Consider the following 17,905-nt stretch of genomic DNA (forward strand, 5'->3'; position numbering starts at 1 on the left):
CCGCAAGGTGGAGGAAGTGATCATCTGTGCGCCTAGTCTGTTGCGGTGACGGATGAGACGGCGCGGGAAGCGGAACCGGCACCCGGCGGCGGGCGGGAGCGGCCCGGCGGACACGGCCGGCTCGGCTGGCGCGAGGCCACCGAGGCCGCGCTGTACGGGCCCGGCGGCTTCTACCGGCGCCCCGAGGGGCCGGCCGGTCACTTCCGTACGTCCGTGCACGCGTCACCGCTGTTCGCGCGGGCCGTGGCGCGGCTGCTGTGCCGGGTCGACGAGGCGCTGGGGCGGCCCGCGGTGCTGGACTTCGTCGACATGGGGGCCGGACGGGGCGAACTGGTCACCGGCGTGCTCGCCGCCCTGCCCGCCGACGTGGCGGCACGCGCGCGTGCGTACGCCGTGGAGATCGCCGACCGCCCGGCCGGCCTGGACGAACGGATCACCTGGTCGAGCGCGCCCCCGGACACGGTCACGGGGCTGCTGTTCGCCAACGAGTGGCTGGACAACGTGCCGGTGGACGTGGCGGAGGTGGACGGCGCGGGCGTGCCCCGGCTGGTGCTCGTCGCGGCGGACGGCTCGGAGCGGCTCGGGGAGCCCGTGGCGGGCGCGGAGGCGGACTGGCTCGCCCGCTGGTGGCCGCTGCCGGCCGAGGAGGGGCTGCGGGCGGAGATCGGGCTGCCCCGGGACCGGGCGTGGGCGTCGGCGGTGGACAGGCTGGCACGGGGGCTCGCGGTGGCCGTGGACTACGCCCACACGCTGGACACCCGGCCCCCGTTCGGCACGCTCACCGGCTTCCGGGAGGGCCGTGAGACGGCACCCGTGCCGGACGGCTCGTGCGACATCACGTCACACGTCGCCCTGGACGCCTGCGCGACGGCCCTCGCAGGGCACAGGCCCCCCGGCTCCGCGACGAACACGCCTCCCGGCCCCGCGACGCACACGCCTCCCGGCACCACCCCGCACGCGCCCTCCGGCCCCCCGGCGCTCGCGGCCGCTGCCGGCCGCACGACGGACACGCCGCCCGACGCGGGGCGCACGCCCGCCGGCACCGCGAGCACGCCTCCTCCCGGCGCGCGCGCACTCCCCGGCGCGCGCCTGATCACCCAGCGCGCCGCTCTGCACGCCCTGGAGATCACCGGCGTACGCCCCCCGCTCGCGCTGGCCTCGACCGACCCCGCCGCCTACGTGCGCGCCCTCGCGGGTGCCGGTGAGGCAGCCGAACTCACCGCGCCGGGCGGCCTCGGCGACTTCGGCTGGCTGCTCCAGACCGTGGGAATCGCGGACCCGCTGCCCCCGGAGTGATCGCCGGCCTACTTGTCGATGTCACCGACCACGAAGAACAGCGAGCCCAGGATCGCCACCATGTCCGCCACCAGCGTGCCCGGCAGCAGCTCGGTGAGGGCCTGGATGTTGTTGTACGACGCCGACCGCAGCTTCAGCCGGTAAGGGGTCTTGTCGCCCTTGCTGACCAGGTAGTAGCCGTTGATGCCGAGCGGGTTCTCGGTCCACGCGTACGTGTGCCCCTCGGGCGCCTTCAGCACCTTCGGCAGCCGCTGGTTGATCGGCCCCGGCGGCAGCTGCGCCATCCGGTCCAGGCAGGCGTCGGCGAGGTCGAGCGCGTTGTGCGTCTGCTCCAGCAGGCACTCGAAGCGGGCCAGGCAGTCGCCCTCGCTCCGGGTGACGACCTTCAGCGTGTCCTGCAGCTCGCCGTAGGCCAGGTACGGCTCGTCGCGGCGCAGGTCGAAGTCGACTCCCGAGGCACGCGCGATGGGCCCGCTCACGCCGTAGGCGTGCACGGTCTCGGGCGCGAGCGCCCCCACCCCGCGGGTGCGCCCCCGGAAGATCTCGTTGCCGAGCACCAGGTCGTCGAAGACGTCCATGCGCGAACGCACGGCGGCGACGGCGGCACGCGCGCGTGCGGCCCACCCGGCCGGCAGGTCCTCCTTGAGGCCGCCGACGCGGTTGAACATGTAGTGCATGCGCCCGCCGGAGACCTCCTCCATGACGTTCTGGAGCACCTCGCGCTCCCGGAACGCGTAGAACACCGGGGTGATCCCGCCCAGCTCCAGCGGATAGGAGCCGAGGAACATCAGGTGGTTCAGCACCCGGTTCAGCTCGGCGAGCAGCGTGCGCGTCCACACCGCCCGCTCGGGCACCTCCATGCCGAGCATCCGCTCCACGGCGAGGACCACGCCCAGCTCGTTCGAGAACGCCGACAGCCAGTCGTGGCGGTTGGCGAGCATGATGATCTGCCGGTAGTCGCGCGCCTCGAAGAGCTTCTCGGCGCCCCGGTGCATGTAGCCGATCACCGGCTCCGCGTGCACGATGCGCTCCCCGTCCAGCACGAGCCTGAGCCGCAGCACGCCGTGCGTGGACGGGTGCTGGGGGCCGATGTTGAGCACCATGTCGGTGCTCTCCGCGGCGCCGCCGATCCCGACCGTGGTCTCCGTCGTAGGAGTCATGGCCCCAGTTTCCCCTACGTACGCTGGGCGCATGGAGACGGGGAGCCCCGAAGGGGCGGGGATACCGGGGGGCGAGCCGGTGTGGCGGGGGCTGCCGCCGGGTCTGCTGCGGATGCGCCGGCTGCTGCTGGTGGTGTGGACGGGGGTGCTCGCGGCCGCCGCGGGGCTGCTGCCCGGCCTGCTCGTGGGGCCGGTGTGGGCGGCCTGCGCCCTGCTGCCCGTGGCGTTCGCCGCGTGGTGCTGGGCGCTGCTCGGCCGCAACTGGCGCTCGTGGCGGTACGCCGAGCGCGCCGACGACCTGCTGATCAGCCGCGGTGTGCTGTGGCGCGAGGAGACCGTGGTGCCGTACGGGCGGATGCAGCTGGTGGAGGTCACCTCCGGGCCGGTGGAGCGGCGCTTCGGGCTGGCCACCGTCCAGTTGCACACGGCGGCCGCCGCGACGGACGCGACCATCCCCGGCCTGGACCCGGCCGAGGCGGAGCGGCTGCGCGACCGGCTCACCGAGCTGGGCGAGGCCCGATCGGCCGGCCTGTGACGCCCCCGCACCGCGCCGACGGAACCGACGACGGCACCGACGACGGCACCGACGCGAGCACGGGCGAGGGCGCGGACGGCGGTATACCGGGGCGTCCGCCCGTGGCCGAGCGCCGGCTGCACCCGGTCACGCCCTTCCGCCGGGCGTGGGCGCCGGTCGCCGTACTCGCCGGCTGGGCGGCGCACGACCCGAACGGCGCGCAGGAGCAGCTGACGCGGCTGACCACCACCATGCTGCTGCTGGGACTCGCCGTCCTGGTGCCGCTCGCCGGGCTCTACGGCTTCCTGTCCTGGTGGTACACGCACTTCGCGGTCACCGACACCGAACTGCGCATCCGCACCGGACTGCTGTTCCGGCGCACCGCGCACATCCGGCTGGAACGCATCCAGGCCGTCGACGTCTCCCGGCCGCTCCTCGCGCGCGTGGCGGGCGTCGCGAAACTGCGGATCGACGTCGTCGGCGCCGACGACAAGGACGAACTGGCCTTCCTGGGCGAACGGGAGGCGAGCGACCTGCGTGCGGAGCTGCTCGCGCGCGCGGCGGGCTTCGCGCCCGAGACGGCGCGCGAGGTCGGCGAGGCACCGGCGCGGGAACTGCTGCACGTGCCCCCGCGGGCGCTCGCGCTCTCCCTGGCGCTGACGGGTGCCACCTGGGGCTCGCTGTGCGCCGCGCTCGTCGTGCCGCCCGTGCTGTGGTTCACCACCCACAACCTGTGGACGGTCCTCGCCGCCGCCGTACCGCTGCTCGGCACGGCCGGTGCGAGCAGCGCGGGGCGGTTCGTCACCGAGTACGACTGGACGGTGAGCGAGTCCCCGGACGGGCTGCGCATCGACCACGGGCTGCTCGACCGTGCCCACGAGACCGTGCCGCCCGGCCGGGTGCAGACCGTGCACGTCGTGGAGCCGCTGCTGTGGAGGCGGCGCCGCTGGGTACGGGTGGAGCTGGACGTGGCCGGGTCGGCGAACTCGGTGCTGGTCCCGGTCGCCCCGCGCGCGGTCGCCGAGTCGGTCGTCGCGCGCGTGCTGCCCGGGGTGACGGTGCCCCGGGAACTGTCACGGCCGCCGCGACGGGCCCGCTGGTGCGTGCCGGTGCGGTGGCGCGGGCACCGGCTCGCGGTCACTGACACGGCCTTCGCCACCCGGCACGGCCTGCTGCGCCGCAGGCTCTCGCTGGTCCCGCACGCCAAGGTGCAGAGCGTGCGGCTCACCCAGGGGCCCTGGGGGCGCCTCTGGGGGCTCGCCGACGTCCATGTGGACACCGGCGCCGGCAAGACCGTGACGGCCCGTCTGCGGGACGCCGAGGAGGCCGTACGGCTCCTGCACGCGCAGGCGGAGCGGTCCCGTACGGGCCGCCGGGACGCCCGGCCGGACCGCTGGATGACGACGCGATGACACAAGCCCGGCCCCCCCTTGCGGGAAGGCCGGGCTCTTTGTCGTGCCGTCGGTTCAGGACGCCGCGCTGCGCAGCCCCTGGACGTCGATCTGCTCGGTTTCGTCGTGCGCGGTCAGGTCGATGATCTGGCCGACCTCGCGGGACCGCGCGTCGGCGGGCTTGTAGGCGGCCTCGGACTCCGCCTTGTGCACGGCGAGGGCCTCCTGGCCGACGACGTCGGCGAGGTCCTCGTTCTGCACGGACTCGAGCGCGGCCTCCGGGGCGTCCTTCTGCGTGCCGAAGAAGTCGAAACCACCCTCGACGACGGGGCGACGCACGGGCGTGGCCGGTACGACGGCCACGGCGGTCGGCACCGTGAAGTGCCCGGCGGGCTGCTGTGCCGCGGGCTGGGACACGTGGGCCGGCCGGGCGGACGGGGCGGGCCCGTCGGGAGCCGTCGGGGCGGCGGCCGCGCGCGCGTGCCCGTCGTCCGCCGTCGGCCGGTCCTGCGCCTCGTCCTGCCGGGCGTCCGGCGCACCGGCCTCGCTCGGGGCGGGACCGGCGCCTTCCTTCACGCCCTCGGCGGCGCGTTCTCCTTTGGCGACGGAGTCGCCCCCGGCCGTCTCGGTCTCGGCCGTCTCGGCCACGGCCGTCTCCGCCGCGCCGGCTTCCGGGTCGGCGGCCTCGGGCTCGGGCTCGGAGGAGAGTGCCTCCGCCGCCTCGGGCTCGGTGGTCTCCGTCTCCGCGGTCTCCGCGGTCTCCGCGTCTGCGGTCTCCGCCTCGGCGACCGGGGCGTCCGCGCACGGCGCCTCGGCCCGCTCGGTCTCGGTCTCGGTCTCGGTCGGTGTCTCCCGGGCGAACCCGGCCAGGGCGGTCAGGGCCCGCAGGTAGAGCCGGGACCCCTCGGGCGAGAACACCGCGAACGCCTTCGGCTCGTCCCCGGAGGCCGCTTCGGGGGCGGCATCGGTCGCCCGGTCGGCCTCGGTCCCCTGCGCCGGGCCGGGCTCCGTCCCGGGCTCCGGCTCGGCGCTCCGCGCGGGCGGCAGTGCGGGCAGGGACGAGGGCGTGCCCGCCTCGATCTCCAGCAGCCGGCGCCCCTCCAGGGCACTCGCGCGCTCGGTCTCCGCCGTGGCGTACCGGCGCAGCAGGGCCGCGTGCTCGTTGCGCAGGCCGGCCAGCTCCGCCCGCTTGGCGCGCAGCCGCTTCTCCAGCTTGGTGCGCAGCTCGCGGGACTCCTCCAGGTCGGTCTCCAGTTCGGCGACCCGCTCCTCGAAGCGCCACTCGTCGCTGGCACGCGCGCGCGTGAGTTCGGCGACCTGCTTGCCCGCCTGCGCGTCCCAGCGGCGCATCACGAACGCGCCGACGACCGCCGTGACCGCGGCGGCGGAAGCGAGCACCCGCAACACCGTGGCCCCGGAGAACGCCCAGGGACCCAGCGCGCAGACGACGGACACACCGGCGATCGCCGACGGAGGCAACAGCCGGTGCAGAGGCGGGGAATGGCGGTGGCGTCCACGTGGCATGGCCAGAAACTTACCGCGCGTAGGCGAATCGCGGACCTCCACCCCGTAAAAATCCGGCCGGACCCCGGCCTCACGGGGCGTCAGGCGACCGGGGCGGTCAGCGGTCGGTGAGCCGCCCGCTCAGCCACTGCAGCGTCGCCGGGATCTCGCGCCGCCAGGTGTTGAAGTTGTGCCCGCCGCTGTCCAGGATGATCGACGAGATCCGGGTCAGGTTCGTGGCCTGCACACGCGCGATGAACCTCAGCGTGTCCTTGTAGTTGTGCTCGCCGACCTTGCTGCTGGTGACCAGCAGCGAGGTGTCCGGCGCCGCCTCGTGCTTGAGGAGCCACCACAGGTCGGCACGGTTGCGCAGGGCCTTGTCGCCCCGGAAGAGGTCACCGGTGGTGGGGTCGATCGGCGCCTTGTAGTACGGCGAGAGACCCGCGCCCGCCGCGTACACGTTGGGATGGTGCATGGCGATCTTCAGCGCGCAGTAGCCGCCCGTGGAGTCGCCGACGACACCCCAGCTGCCCGGCCGCTTGCCGACCCGGTAGTGCGCGAGGACCGCCTCGGGCAGGTCCTTGGCGAAGAACGTCTCCGCCTTCGGTCCGCCCGGGACGTCCACGCACTCGGTGTCCCGCGGCGGCGCCACGGTCGGGCGCATCATCACCAGGATCATCGGCTGCATCCGCCCGTCCTTGGCCAGCTGCTGCGCCGTACGCGGGTAGTGCAGCTTGTCCACCAGGGCCTGCGCCGTGCCCGGGTAGCCGGTCAGCACGACGGCCGCCGGGAACGTACGGGTGCGGTACTGCGGCTGAAAGTACTCCGGCGGCAGGTAGACGAACGCGGGTGTGGCGATGTGACTTCTGCGGCCGACGATGTCGACCTTCTGTATCTGCCCGCCCGTCCGCGGGTCCGTGGCGCGTCCACCCGGCACCCCGGACGAGGAGAGGACCTGCAGCGGGCCGCCGGTGCGGCCGTCGGCCGCGTGGTCGACGACGACTCCCTGGTCGGTCTCCCTGCCGAACAGGTCGGCCCAGCTGGCGTAGAAGCCGAAGGCCTGGTTGGCGGCGAGCCCGAGGGAGGCGACGAGCGCCAGCTGGGTGGCCAGCATCAGGCCGATCCGTGCGCTGACGGACCGCCAGCTCTGCCGGGCCAGGCGCGGCCACCACCACACCGTGCCGACGAACAGCACGACAGCGAACACGACCGCCAGCACCAGCACTTTGTTGCTCGTGAGACCCATGGGCTGTTACCTGCCTGCGCTTTCCGCCCGGCCGGCGCCCACATGTTCGTTGCGAGGGCTTGCCCGGGGCTTTCCTTGGCCTTTGACCCGACTTTCCGGTGGGGAGTGAACCTCTCTCCCCAAGACACCGTCCTAGAGGGCGCAATGTCGCCGGATGCCCGATCGGGCCCGGGTTCAAGGTCTCTCGCAGAACTACGGGATGCGATGTCTGTCAGGATAGATGGGGAAATGTCGGGCGGGGTTCCGAGCCGATCAAGCCGGGCGCGGCGCATACTGCGCGGCCCGCGTCCCGAGGCCGTCCCCACTCTGGTCAGCAGGGCGGCCGCCATCGTGGGCGCACTGGACATCGCCGCGGGGGTGTTCCCGCGCTTCCGGCACAGCCGTATGCACGCCATCGCCGAGGTGCTGCCGGGGTCGTTCGGGCCCTTCGCCGCAGCCCTGTCGCTGAGCGCGGGCGTGCTGTTGCTGCTGCTCGCGCACGGGCTCAAACGGCGCAAGCGCCGGGCGTGGCGTGCCGCGGTCGCGCTGCTGCCGGCGGGTGCGGCGGCGCAGTTCGCCTACCGGCACTCGCTCGTCGGCGTGGCCATAGCGGTCGTGCTGCTCGTCCCGCTGCTACGTCACCGAAGCGAGTTCGCGGCGCTGCCCGACCCGCGCAGCAGGTGGCGCGCGCTCGCCAACTTCGTCCTGATGAGCGCCGGTTCGCTGATGCTCGGACTCGTCATCGTCAACGTCCACCCGCACCGCACGATCGGTGACCCGAGCCTGGCCGACCGGCTGACGCACGTCGTCTACGGCCTGTTCGGCTTCGAGGGCCCGGTCGACTACCAGGGCAACACCTCCTGGACCGTCGCCTTCTCCCTCGGCGCCCTCGGCTGGATCACCGCCGTCACCACCATCTACCTGGCCTTCCGCCCCGAGCACCCGGCCGCACGCCTCACCGCGGACGACGAGTCGCAGCTGCGGGCGCTGCTGGAGAAGCACGGACGCCGCGACTCCCTCGGCCACTTCGCGCTCCGCCGCGACAAGGCCGTCGTCTTCTCCCCCAGCGGCAAGGCCGCCGTCACCTACCGCGTCATCTCCGGCGTGATGCTCGCCAGCGGCGACCCGATCGGCGACGTCGAGGCCTGGCCCGGCGCCATCGAGCGCTTCATGGACGAGGCCAAGGCACACTCCTGGACGCCGGCGGTCGTCGGCTGCTCGGAGACCGGCGGCGAGGTGTGGACCCGCGAGACCGGCCTGGACGCCCTGGAACTGGGTGACGAGGCGGTGGTGGACGTCGCGGATTTCTCACTCGCCGGACGCGCGATGCGCAACGTGCGCCAGATGGTCAAGCGCATCGAGCGGGCCGGCTACGAAACCCGGGTCCGGCGCATCCGTGACCTCGGCGAGGCCGAGCTGGAGCGGATCCGCCGGGCGGCGGAGGACTGGCGCGGCACCGACACCGAGCGCGGCTTCTCCATGGCGCTCGGCCGCGTCGGCGACCCCGCCGACGGCGACTGCCTGATCGCCACCGCGCACAAACAGGACGACGAGCCCGGCGAGTACGGCGACCTGAAGGCGATCCTGCACTTCGTGCCGTGGGGCACGGACGGCGCTTCCCTGGACCTCATGCGCCGCGACCGCGCCGCCGACCCCGGCATGAACGAACTGCTGATCGTGGCCGCCCTGCAGGCCGCCCCGAAGTTCGGCATCACCCGGGTCTCGCTGAACTTCGCCATGTTCCGCTCCGCCCTCGCGCGCGGGGAGAAGATCGGCGCCGGACCGGTGCTGCGCGCCTGGCGCGGACTGCTGGTCTTCCTCTCCCGCTGGTTCCAGATCGAGTCGCTGTACAAGTTCAACGCCAAGTTCCAGCCGCGCTGGGAGCCGCGCTTCATCGTCTACCGCGCCACCACCGACCTGCCGCGCATCGGCTTCGCCACCATGCAGGCCGAAGGCTTCGTCAACCTCGCCCTGCCGCTGCCGCGCTTCCTGCGCCTGCGCCGCACGGCCGCCGAGCGCCCCTGCGCGCACGCGATGGCCGAACGGGACGTCCGCGCCGCCTGAACCTCGCGGCCATCGAGCGCGGGGCCGGGCGCGGAGTTGGCCCGGCACGGGGCGCGGAGTGGGCCCGGGGCCGGGGGCGCAGTGAGCCGGTGGGCCGGGGGCCGGGCACGGAGTAGCCCGGGACCAGGCGCGGAGTAGCCACGGGGCCAGGCGCAGCATCAGGCGCGAGACCGGCCAGGCGCGGGAGCGGTCGCGGGACCGGGCCCGGGGCCCCGGGCGCGGAGCGAGCCCGGGGCCGGGCGCCGGACCGGCCGCGGGGCCAGCCGCAAAATCAGGCGCTGCTCGGCCCGCTGACCAACCCGGCGAAGGTGCGGGCGCAGGCGGTCGGCGTGCGCGTGGCGCGCGAGGGACCGGGATTGGCCGTGGGACCAAGCGCAGCATCGGGCACGGGAGCGGTCGCAGGACCAGGCGCAGCCTCAGGCGCGGGAGCGGTCGCGGGACCGGGCCCGGGGCCCCGGGCGCGGAGTGAGCCCGAGGCCGAGCGCCATACCGGCCGGGGGACCAGCATCAGGCACGGGAGCGGCCGCGGGACCGGGCGCAGCCTCAGGCGCGGGAGCGGTCGCGGGACCAGGCGCACAATCAGGCACGGGACCGACTGCGGGACTAGGCGCGGGAGTGGCCGTGGGACCAGGCACAGCATCGGGCGCGGGAGCGGGTGGTGCGGGGACGGACGGGCCCGGGGTGGGCGTTCCAGCCCCTTCCGCACAGGGCCTGAGCCCGGGCCGCGGCGCGATCCCGCCGTCCCGCGGGGCCTACGCTGAACGTATGAACAACCTCAGCGGGCGCGGCCGAGTGACGGGCCTTCCGGCATGGGACCGGTGCGCGGTCATGGGGGTCGTGAACGTGACCCCCGATTCCTTCTCCGACGGGGGCCGCTGGTTCGACACGACCATCGCCGTCAAGCACGGCCTGGATCTGGTCGCCCAGGGCGCGGACCTGGTCGACGTCGGCGGCGAATCCACCCGGCCCGGCGCCACCCGCGTGGACGAGGCCGAGGAACTGCGGCGCGTCATCCCCGTCGTGCGCGGCCTGGCCTCAGAAGGCGTCGTCGTCTCCGTCGACACCATGCGCGCCTCCGTCGCCGAGCAGTCCCTCGCGGCCGGCGCCGCCCTCGTCAACGACGTCAGCGGCGGCCTCGCCGACCCCGCGATGATCCCGGTGGTCGCCGCCGCGGGCGCCCCGTTCGTCGTCATGCACTGGCGCGGCTTCCTCCAGGGCGGCAACGTCAAGGGGACCTACGAGGACGTCGTCACCGAAGTCGTGGACGAGCTGCACGCGCGCGTGGAGGCCGTTCTGGCGGGCGGCATCGCCCCCGACCGCATCGTCGTCGACCCCGGCCTCGGCTTCTCCAAGGAGGCCGAGCACGACCTCGTCCTCCTCGCCCACCTCGACCGCCTGCGCGCCCTCGGCCACCCCATGCTCGTGGCCGCCTCCCGCAAACGGTTCCTCGGCCGCGTCCTCGCCGGCCCCGAAGGCGCACCCCCGCCGGCCCGGGAGCGCGACGCCGCCACGGCCGCCGTCTCCGCCCTCGCCGCGCACGCCGGCGCATGGGCGGTGCGCGTGCACGAGGTACGCGCCACCGCGGACGCGGTACGCGTGGCCCGCGCCGTGGAGGGGGCACGGGCCGCGGGCCCGGTGCCGGGGGACGAAAGGACGCGCGCGGAGGGTGAGGGCGAGGCGCGGAACGCCGGCCGCACGCCGGGCGCGGGAAGCTCGCCTCAGGCGCAGGATGCGGGCCGCACGCCGGGCGCGGGAAGCGAAGCCGCAGCGGGCGGTGCGGGGCGTGCGCCGGAGGCCGATGGCGGGCATGGGGCGGAAGAAGCCCGGTGAGCGCCCCCCATACCGACGTCGAGCAGGTGGAGGCCGCCAACACCGCCTTCTACGAGGCACTCGAACGCGGCGACTTCGACGAGGTCTCCTCCCTCTGGCTCACCCCGGCCGACCTGGGCGTGGACGAGCAGTACCACGACCCGGCGGACACCGGCGTGATCTCCTGCGTGCACCCCGGCTGGCCGGTGCTCACCGGCCGCGGCGAGGTCCTCAGGTCGTACGCGCTGATCATGGCCAACACCGACTACATCCAGTTCTTCCTCACCGACGTACACGTCTCCGTCACCGGCGACACCGCGCTCGTGACCTGCACCGAGAACATCCTCAGCGGCGGCCCCGCCCCCGAGGGCGGCGAGGAGCTCGGCCCCCTCGTCGGCCAGCTCGTCGTCGCCACGAACGTCTTCCGGCGCACGCCCTCCGGCTGGAAACTCTGGTCCCACCACGCCTCCCCCGTCCTCGCCGAGAGCGACGACACCGACAACGGCGACGGCGACAGCGGCGTGAACGGCGTGAACCCGGACGACGGCCCCCTCGCCTGAGCGGGCAGGCGCCCCGCAGGCACGGAGAAGTGGTTGGAATCACCTACCCCGGGGTAGGAGCGGCTTCCAGTCCATGACGCGGCCGGGTTCCCCGGGGAAAACACCCGGTGAACGCTCCGGGTCCCGGCCCGGGCACACGCCCCCATGGCCCCGCTTTGTCAGTGCCCGCAGGTAGATTCGTCTGAGGCCGGTGCATCCGCCCGCACGCGGTACGGACCGGCCGTTCCCGACGATTGCAGGAGTGATTCGCGTGGATCGTGTCGCGCTGCGCGGCCTGAAGGCCCGCGGGCACCACGGTGTGTTCCCCAAGGAGCGCGAGGAGGGCCAGACCTTCATCGTGGACCTCGTCCTGGGCCTGGACACCCGACCGGCCGCGGCCGACGACGACCTGGCGAAGACCGTGCACTACGGCATCGTGGCCGAGGAGGTCGTGGCCGTGGTCGAGGGCGAGCCGGTGGACCTCATCGAGACGCTCGCCGAGCGGATCGCCCAGACCTGCCTGAAGCACGAAGGGGTCCAGGAGGTCGAGGTCTGCGTCCACAAGCCGGACGCGCCGATCACCGTCCCCTTCGACGACGTGACCGTCACCATCACCCGGAGCCGAGTATGACCCGACCTTTCCTTCAGGGTCACAGCGACCCGACCGTCCAGCCGGTGCCCGCCTCGGTCGTCGAGAGGGTGGACGCCGCCGACACGACCCTGCAGAACCCCAAATGGGCCGTCATCTCCATCGGTGCCAACCTCGGCAACCGCCTGGAGACCCTCCAGGGCGCCGTCGACGCGCTGGAGGACACCCCGGGTCTGCGCGTGAAAGCCGTCTCGCCGGTGTACGAGACCGAGCCGTGGGGCGTGGCACCCGGCAGCCAGCCGTCGTACTTCAACGCGGTGGTGCTGCTCAAGACCACCCTGCCCCCCGCCTCCCTGCTGGAGCGGGCGCACGCCGTGGAGGAGGCCTTCAACCGCGTGCGGGACGAGCGCTGGGGTCCGCGCACCCTGGACGTCGACATCGTCGCCTACGCCGACGTCACCTCCGACGACCCGCACCTCACCCTGCCCCACCCACGCGCCCACGAGCGCGCCTTCGTGCTCGCTCCCTGGCACGACGTGGACCCCCAGGCCCAGCTGCCGGGCCGCGGCACGGTCGCCGATCTGCTGACGGCCGTCACCCGGGACGGCGTGGAAGCCCGCGCGGACCTGGAACTCCGACTGCCGGAGTAGTCGTTAAGGTCAAGACGGCAAGGTCGAGACGACCGCGGTCCGGGCCGGTCCGGGGGAACTGAAGGGACACCGTGAGAGAGCTGCGCATCAGGGTGCTGGTCGGCGTGTTCGTCGTGGCCGGGATCCTGTCCTGGGCGGGCGCCCGCCTCTGGAACTCGATCGGGACCCTTCCCAGCGTCCCCCTGGCCGCGCCCATCGTCCTTGCCCTGATCGCCGCGGTGCTGCTCTCGACGGCGCTGTCGCTGCGGGCCCGGTTCAAGGCCCAGCGCGAGCGCCGCCCGGGCGCAAAGGGGGTCGACCCCCTGATGGCCGCCCGGGCGGTCGTCTTCGGCCAGGCCAGCGCGCTGGTCGCCGCACTGGTCGCCGGCATGTACGGCGGCACGGGCGTCTTCCTGCTGGAGCTCCTCGACTTCCCGGCCCGCCGCGACCAGGCCATCTACGCCGGCCTCTCGGTCCTGGCCGGAATCGCCGTGATAGCGGCGGCCCTGTTCCTGGAGCGCGTGTGCAAGCTCCCGGAGGACGACGACGAGAACCACACGGGCGCGGAGCCGGTGGCCTGAGGGCTACCACGGCTGCCGGGCGAGGTGGCCGTTGACCAGGAAGCCGGGGTGGGGGGCGAGGCGGTAGCTGTAGAGCGTGTAGGGCTTGCTGTCGGCGACGCGTGGGCGCACCTCGTGCACCTGGCTCCAACCCGATTCTCGGAGCTGGATCGGATGCTGCTCCGGTCGGAAGGTGCCTCGTGAGGACCACCTGTCCGTGACGAGCAGGTGCGACGCGGCACCGCTTGCGGAGGGTGTGAATCGGGCACCGACGACACAGCTGAGTTCGGTCAGGAACGGCACATTGGCGCTGACCAGTACGCGGCCTCCCTTGACCGTGCAGCCATCACCGTCCGCGTAGCCGTCGAGGAAGCCGTCGAAGGTCGGCCTGTCGCGCAGCACCACTCGCGGGAAGCGCTGCCGCATGTGGTGCGCGTCCCCGCCGACGTACTGCCGCATCGAGTCGGCCAGGTAGGAGGACACGACCCGCACCCTGAAGCCGGGCGCGTCCCGCTGCAGGTAGCCGGAGGGCCGAGTGACCGCCTCCAGCCGCGCGTCGAGTCCTGTGGCCGTGCTCAGGCACCTCGCATAGCGCTCGGCGAAGCGTTCGTCGTTGACCACCAGGGATACATAGTTCCTGCCGACCGTTCCGTCCGAGCAGGTGGCTCCCATCAGGTAGCCGAAGTCGTATCCCGGAGTGATGGACAGCCGCTGCCGGCACAGTTTTCGAGCGGGCGTCCACGCGATCACGGTCCCCTGTGTGTCTCTGGCATGCACCCACCCATCGGGCGTCCCCAGCAGCTGATCCGGCGCCGCGGTGAACGTGACCCGGTCGGTCACGACCTCCACGACCTGGCGGACCTTCGTCACTGTCACAGCCTCGACCGTGGTCTGTGCCGTTCGCTCCCCCTGCAGCGTCCACAGTCGGCAGCCGGCCCGGACGCTGCGTGCCTGAAGCCGGCCGCCGACGGCATTCACCGTCTGCTTGCTCGGCAGTCCGTCCCCCATCCCGATCCCCCTTGATCAGTGATCAACCCACTGATCAAGGGACGTTATCGGGCACCACTGACAATCAGGTCACTGCGCCAGTATCAGGCTCATGGCCTCGGCACGCGTCGTGGCGTCCCGAAGCTGGCCGCGCACCGCCGACGTGGTGGTCTTCGCGCCGGGCTTGCGGATGCCCCGCACCGACATGCACATGTGCTCGGCCTCGATGACGACGATCGCACCCCGCGCCTCGAGAATCCGCATGAGGGAGTCGGCGATCTGGGTGGTGAGCCGCTCCTGCACCTGCGGTCGGCGGGCGAAGACCTCGACCAGGCGCGCGAGCTTCGACAGGCCGGTGATCTTTCCCGTTTCAGCCGGAATGTAACCGATGTGCGCTACGCCGTGAAAAGGCAGCAGATGGTGTTCACAGAGGGAAACGATCTCGATGTCCTTCACCAGGACCATCTCGTCGTGCCCCAGATCGAACGTCGTCGTCAGGACGTCCTCAGGCGCCTGCCACAACCCCGCCAGCAGCTCCCTGTACGCCCTGGCCACCCGCGCCGGAGTGTCCTTGAGGCCCTCGCGCTCGGGGTCCTCACCGACAGCGATCAGGAGTTCGCGAATGGCGTTCTCGGCGCGCTTCTCGTCGAACTCGCCGATCGAGCCGTCACCGGCCAGCGTCACGGGGTCGATCATCTGGTGCCTCGTTCCTCTACGTCTTGCTCACGGGCATACGAAAATGCCGCGCCCCCAGGCTAAAACCTGGGGGGCGCGGCGTTCATTCCGGGCCGGGTCGGCCGCAATGAATCAGCTCTCGGAGCGGTCCTCCGGGGTCTGGTCCGTGACCGGGGACGACTCCGTCGCCGTGGACTTGGCCGTGCTGATGGCGGCCGTCGTGCCGTTCGCGCCGTTCGTCAGTGCCAGCTCCTTCGGGGAGAGCACCGGCGGGCGGGTGGACGGGGTGCGGCGGGAGGAGCCGGTCCACGCGGGACGCGGCGGGCGCTTGACGATCGGGGCGAAGATCTCGGCGATCTCCTCCTTGCCCAGGGTCTCCTTCTCCAGCAGGTGAAGGACGAGCTGGTCGAGCACGTCGCGGTTCTCGACCAGGATCTCCCAGGCCTCGTTGTGCGCGTTCTCGATGAGCTTCTTGACCTCTTCGTCCACCAGCGCGGCGACCTCTTCCGAGTAGTCGCGCTGGTGTGCCATCTCACGGCCGAGGAAGGGCTCGCTGTTGTCGCCGCCGAACTTGATGGCGCCGAGCCGCTCGGTCATGCCGTACTGGGTGACCATCGCGCGGGCCAGGTTGGTGGCCTTCTCGATGTCGTTCGCGGCGCCGGTGGTCGGGTCGTGGAAGACCAGTTCCTCGGCGGCGCGGCCGCCCAGCATGTAGCCGAGCTGGTCGAGCATCTCGTTGCGCGTGGTCGAGTACTTGTCCTCGTCGGGCAGGACCATCGTGTAGCCGAGGGCGCGACCGCGGGACAGGATCGTGATCTTGTGGACCGGGTCGGAGTTCGGCGAGGCCGCCGCGACCAGGGCGTGGCCGCCCTCGTGGTACGCGGTGATCTTCTTCTCCTTGTCCGACATGATCCGGGTCCGCTTCTGCGGGCCCGCGACCACGCGGTCGATCGCCTCGTCCAGCGCCTTGTTGTCGATCAGCTTCTGGTCGCCGCGGGCCGTGAGCAGCGCGGCCTCGTTGAGGACGTTGGCCAGGTCGGCGCCGGTCATGCCGGGGGTGCGGCGGGCGACGGCGGCCAGGTCGACGTCGGGTGCGACCGGCTTGCCCTTCTGGTGGACCTTGAGGATCTCCAGGCGGCCCTGCAGGTCCGGCGGGTCGACCGCGATCTGGCGGTCGAAGCGGCCGGGGCGCAGCAGCGCCGGGTCGAGGATGTCGGGGCGGTTGGTGGCGGCGATCAGGATGACGCCGCCCTTGACGTCGAAGCCGTCCATCTCGACCAGCAGCTGGTTCAGGGTCTGCTCGCGCTCGTCGTGACCGCCGCCGAGGCCGGCGCCGCGGTGGCGGCCGACCGCGTCGATCTCGTCGACGAAGACGATCGCCGGGGCGTTCGCCTTGGCCTGCTCGAACAGGTCGCGGACGCGGGAGGCGCCGACGCCGACGAACATCTCGACGAAGTCGGAGCCGGAGATCGAGTAGAAGGGGACGCCCGCCTCGCCGGCCACGGCACGCGCGAGCAGGGTCTTGCCGGTACCCGGGCGGCCGTAGAGCAGCACGCCCTTGGGGATCTTGGCGCCGACGGCCTGGAACTTGGCCGGCTCCTGGAGGAACTCCTTGATCTCGTGGAGCTCCTCGACGGCCTCGTCGCAGCCGGCGACGTCGGAGAAGGTCGTCTTCGGGGTGTCCTTGGTGATGAGCTTGGCCTTGGACTTGCCGAAGTTCATGACCCGGGAGCCGCCGCCCTGCATCTGGTTCATCAGGAACAGGAAGACGACGACGATCAGGACGAAGGGCAGCAGGGAGAGCAGGACGCCGACGAACGGGTTCTGCTTGGACGGCGAGACCGTGTAGCCGTCGGGGATCTGCTTGTCCTGGTACTTGGTCTGCAGCTGACTGGCGATGGTCACGCCCTGGTCGCCGATGTAGCTCGCCTGGATCTTCGAGCTGCCGTCGACCTTCTGGCCGTCCTTGAGCGTGACCTTGACGGTCTCTTCGTCACCAGTGGTGATCTTGGCCGACTGGACCCTGTTGTCGTTGATCGCTGCCACGACCTGGCCGGTGTCCACCGTCTTGTAGCCGCCGGACGAGCCGACGACCTGCATCAACACGACCACGGCAAGGACGGCCAGCACGATCCACATGACCGGCCCACGGAAGTATCGCTTCACGTCCATCCATACGGAGCGGTGTCGCCCCGTCCCTCCTGCCATAGTGAGTTTGATAAGACAGTTCTTCTGACGGTACCCCAGCATGGTTGTCCGAAGCCGCACGATGCTGCTTCGAGGGCTGGGAAAGCCGTCTCTGCATGCTTCAACGGAACGGAACCCGCCGGGGTTCCCGATCGTCCTACTGGGCTTGGGCCGAGTGGCTCAGCCGCCGTAGACGTGAGGCGCGAGCGTACCGACGAACGGCAGGTTGCGGTACTTCTCGGCGTAGTCGAGGCCGTAGCCGACGACGAACTCGTTCGGGATGTCGAACCCGACCCACTCCACGTCGATGGCGACCTTGGCGGCGTCCGGCTTGCGCAGCAGGGTGCACACCTTCAGCGTCGCGGGCTCGCGGGAGCCCAGGTTGTTGATCAGCCACGACAGGGTCAGGCCGGAGTCGATGATGTCCTCGACGATCAGGACGTGCTTGCCCTTGATGTCGGTGTCGAGGTCCTTGAGGATCCGCACGACACCGGAGGACTGGGTGCCCGCGCCGTAGGAGGACACGGCCATCCAGTCCATGGTGACGGGGGTGGACAGCGCCCGCGCGAGGTCCGCCATGACCATCACGGCGCCCTTGAGGACGCCGACGATGAGCAGGTCCTTGCCCGCGTACTCCGCGTCGATCTTCGCGGCCAGCTCGGCCAGCTTCGCGTCGATCTCTTCCTTGGTGATGAGCACCCGCTGGAGGTCGGCACCCATGTCTTTCGCGTCCACCCGCATCACTTTCGGTCGTCCCGCACTTACGGCCGCAGATCA

Annotated in this window: 15 protein-coding genes and 1 pseudogene; 9 read left to right on the forward strand and 7 right to left on the reverse strand. The window is 72.2% G+C overall.

Translation table 11 applies throughout. The features are described 5' to 3' along the window. Window positions 1-150 precede the first annotated feature (150 nt). Window positions 151-1,296 carry an SAM-dependent methyltransferase gene (locus AB0N17_RS32605; protein ID WP_366015239.1) on the forward strand — a complete coding sequence of 382 codons (1,146 nt, stop codon included), beginning with the start codon at window positions 151-153 and terminating at the stop codon, window positions 1,294-1,296. 8 nt (window positions 1,297-1,304) lie between these two features. Here AB0N17_RS32605 and AB0N17_RS32610 read toward each other — a convergent pair whose 3' ends face one another. Next, complete coding sequence (locus tag AB0N17_RS32610) at window positions 1,305-2,456, reverse strand: NADH-quinone oxidoreductase subunit D (RefSeq protein WP_366015194.1); 1,152 nt, start codon at window positions 2,454-2,456, stop codon at window positions 1,305-1,307. 31 nt (window positions 2,457-2,487) lie between these two features. Between AB0N17_RS32610 and AB0N17_RS32615 the strand changes: the two genes are divergently transcribed. Both AB0N17_RS32615 and AB0N17_RS32620 read left to right on the forward strand, forming a co-directional pair. Continuing rightward, entirely contained in the window at window positions 2,488-2,991 is a 504-nt protein-coding gene (locus AB0N17_RS32615; protein WP_366015195.1) for a PH domain-containing protein, read from the forward strand. 83 nt (window positions 2,992-3,074) lie between these two features. Beyond that, window positions 3,075-4,382, forward strand: a complete 1,308-nt coding sequence (locus AB0N17_RS32620; protein ID WP_366015240.1) for a PH domain-containing protein — start codon at window positions 3,075-3,077, stop codon at window positions 4,380-4,382. Between the two features lie 54 nt (window positions 4,383-4,436). Here AB0N17_RS32620 and AB0N17_RS32625 read toward each other — a convergent pair whose 3' ends face one another. Next, the gene (locus AB0N17_RS32625) at window positions 4,437-5,885 is read right to left on the reverse strand and encodes a hypothetical protein (protein WP_366015196.1); all 1,449 of its coding nucleotides are present in this window, start codon (window positions 5,883-5,885) and stop codon (window positions 4,437-4,439) included. 97 nt (window positions 5,886-5,982) lie between these two features. Beyond that, on the reverse strand, window positions 5,983-7,110 hold the full coding sequence (locus AB0N17_RS32630; protein WP_366015197.1) for an alpha/beta hydrolase-fold protein: 1,128 nt from the start codon (window positions 7,108-7,110) through the stop codon (window positions 5,983-5,985). 228 nt (window positions 7,111-7,338) lie between these two features. On the opposite strand from AB0N17_RS32630, the gene AB0N17_RS32635 reads away from it, so the two are divergent. The 6 genes and pseudogenes from AB0N17_RS32635 to AB0N17_RS32660 all read left to right on the forward strand — a co-directional run bounded on the left by AB0N17_RS32635 (window position 7,339) and on the right by AB0N17_RS32660 (window position 13,300). Beyond that, entirely contained in the window at window positions 7,339-9,153 is a 1,815-nt protein-coding gene (locus tag AB0N17_RS32635; RefSeq protein ID WP_366015199.1) for a phosphatidylglycerol lysyltransferase domain-containing protein, read from the forward strand. A gap of 765 nt (window positions 9,154-9,918) precedes the next feature. Continuing rightward, a pseudogene (gene folP, locus AB0N17_RS32640) lies at window positions 9,919-10,776 on the forward strand (dihydropteroate synthase); the annotation flags it as partial. Window positions 10,777-10,979: 203 nt separating this feature from the next. After that, the gene (locus AB0N17_RS32645) at window positions 10,980-11,522 is read left to right on the forward strand and encodes a nuclear transport factor 2 family protein (RefSeq protein ID WP_366015200.1); all 543 of its coding nucleotides are present in this window, start codon (window positions 10,980-10,982) and stop codon (window positions 11,520-11,522) included. Window positions 11,523-11,772: 250 nt separating this feature from the next. Continuing rightward, on the forward strand, window positions 11,773-12,132 hold the full coding sequence (folB, locus tag AB0N17_RS32650) for a dihydroneopterin aldolase (RefSeq protein WP_208899553.1): 360 nt from the start codon (window positions 11,773-11,775) through the stop codon (window positions 12,130-12,132). Next, a complete protein-coding gene (gene folK, locus AB0N17_RS32655; protein WP_366015202.1) occupies window positions 12,129-12,740 on the forward strand; it encodes a 2-amino-4-hydroxy-6-hydroxymethyldihydropteridine diphosphokinase in 612 nt (203 codons plus the stop codon). The genes folB and folK overlap by 4 nt, the downstream gene beginning before the upstream one ends. Window positions 12,741-12,811: 71 nt before the next feature. After that, window positions 12,812-13,300: a DUF3180 domain-containing protein gene (locus tag AB0N17_RS32660; RefSeq protein WP_366015203.1), complete on the forward strand. Its 489-nt coding sequence runs from the start codon at window positions 12,812-12,814 to the stop codon at window positions 13,298-13,300. Between the two features lie 3 nt (window positions 13,301-13,303). Here AB0N17_RS32660 and AB0N17_RS32665 read toward each other — a convergent pair whose 3' ends face one another. From AB0N17_RS32665 to hpt, 4 genes are all read right to left on the reverse strand, one after another. After that, the gene (locus AB0N17_RS32665; RefSeq protein ID WP_366015204.1) at window positions 13,304-14,155 is read right to left on the reverse strand and encodes a hypothetical protein; all 852 of its coding nucleotides are present in this window, start codon (window positions 14,153-14,155) and stop codon (window positions 13,304-13,306) included. A gap of 201 nt (window positions 14,156-14,356) precedes the next feature. Beyond that, window positions 14,357-14,962, reverse strand: a complete 606-nt coding sequence (folE, locus tag AB0N17_RS32670; protein ID WP_366015205.1) for a GTP cyclohydrolase I FolE — start codon at window positions 14,960-14,962, stop codon at window positions 14,357-14,359. Window positions 14,963-15,073: 111 nt separating this feature from the next. Further along, entirely contained in the window at window positions 15,074-17,113 is a 2,040-nt protein-coding gene (gene ftsH / locus AB0N17_RS32675) for an ATP-dependent zinc metalloprotease FtsH (RefSeq protein ID WP_366015206.1), read from the reverse strand. A 195-nt stretch (window positions 17,114-17,308) separates the two neighbouring features. Next, window positions 17,309-17,869 carry a hypoxanthine phosphoribosyltransferase gene (gene hpt, locus AB0N17_RS32680; protein ID WP_366015207.1) on the reverse strand — a complete coding sequence of 187 codons (561 nt, stop codon included), beginning with the start codon at window positions 17,867-17,869 and terminating at the stop codon, window positions 17,309-17,311. Window positions 17,870-17,905: the final 36 nt, after the last annotated feature.

Source organism: Streptomyces sp. NPDC051133 (genome assembly GCF_040682635.1).
Lineage (GTDB): Bacteria > Actinomycetota > Actinomycetes > Streptomycetales > Streptomycetaceae > Streptomyces.

Bases quoted from the DNA above. Each gene is read 5' to 3' on its own strand.
- AB0N17_RS32610 (WP_366015194.1), bottom strand. From the start codon at position 2,456: ATGACTCCTACGACGGAGACCACGGTCGGGATCGGCGGCGCCGCGGAG.
- AB0N17_RS32615 (WP_366015195.1), top strand. From the start codon at position 2,488: ATGGAGACGGGGAGCCCCGAAGGGGCGGGGATACCGGGGGGCGAGCCG.
- AB0N17_RS32625 (WP_366015196.1), bottom strand. From the start codon at position 5,885: ATGCCACGTGGACGCCACCGCCATTCCCCGCCTCTGCACCGGCTGTTG.
- AB0N17_RS32630 (WP_366015197.1), bottom strand. From the start codon at position 7,110: ATGGGTCTCACGAGCAACAAAGTGCTGGTGCTGGCGGTCGTGTTCGCT.
- AB0N17_RS32635 (WP_366015199.1), top strand. From the start codon at position 7,339: ATGTCGGGCGGGGTTCCGAGCCGATCAAGCCGGGCGCGGCGCATACTG.
- folK (WP_366015202.1), top strand. From the start codon at position 12,129: ATGACCCGACCTTTCCTTCAGGGTCACAGCGACCCGACCGTCCAGCCG.
- folE (WP_366015205.1), bottom strand. From the start codon at position 14,962: ATGATCGACCCCGTGACGCTGGCCGGTGACGGCTCGATCGGCGAGTTC.
- ftsH (WP_366015206.1), bottom strand. From the start codon at position 17,113: ATGGACGTGAAGCGATACTTCCGTGGGCCGGTCATGTGGATCGTGCTG.
- hpt (WP_366015207.1), bottom strand. From the start codon at position 17,869: ATGCGGGTGGACGCGAAAGACATGGGTGCCGACCTCCAGCGGGTGCTC.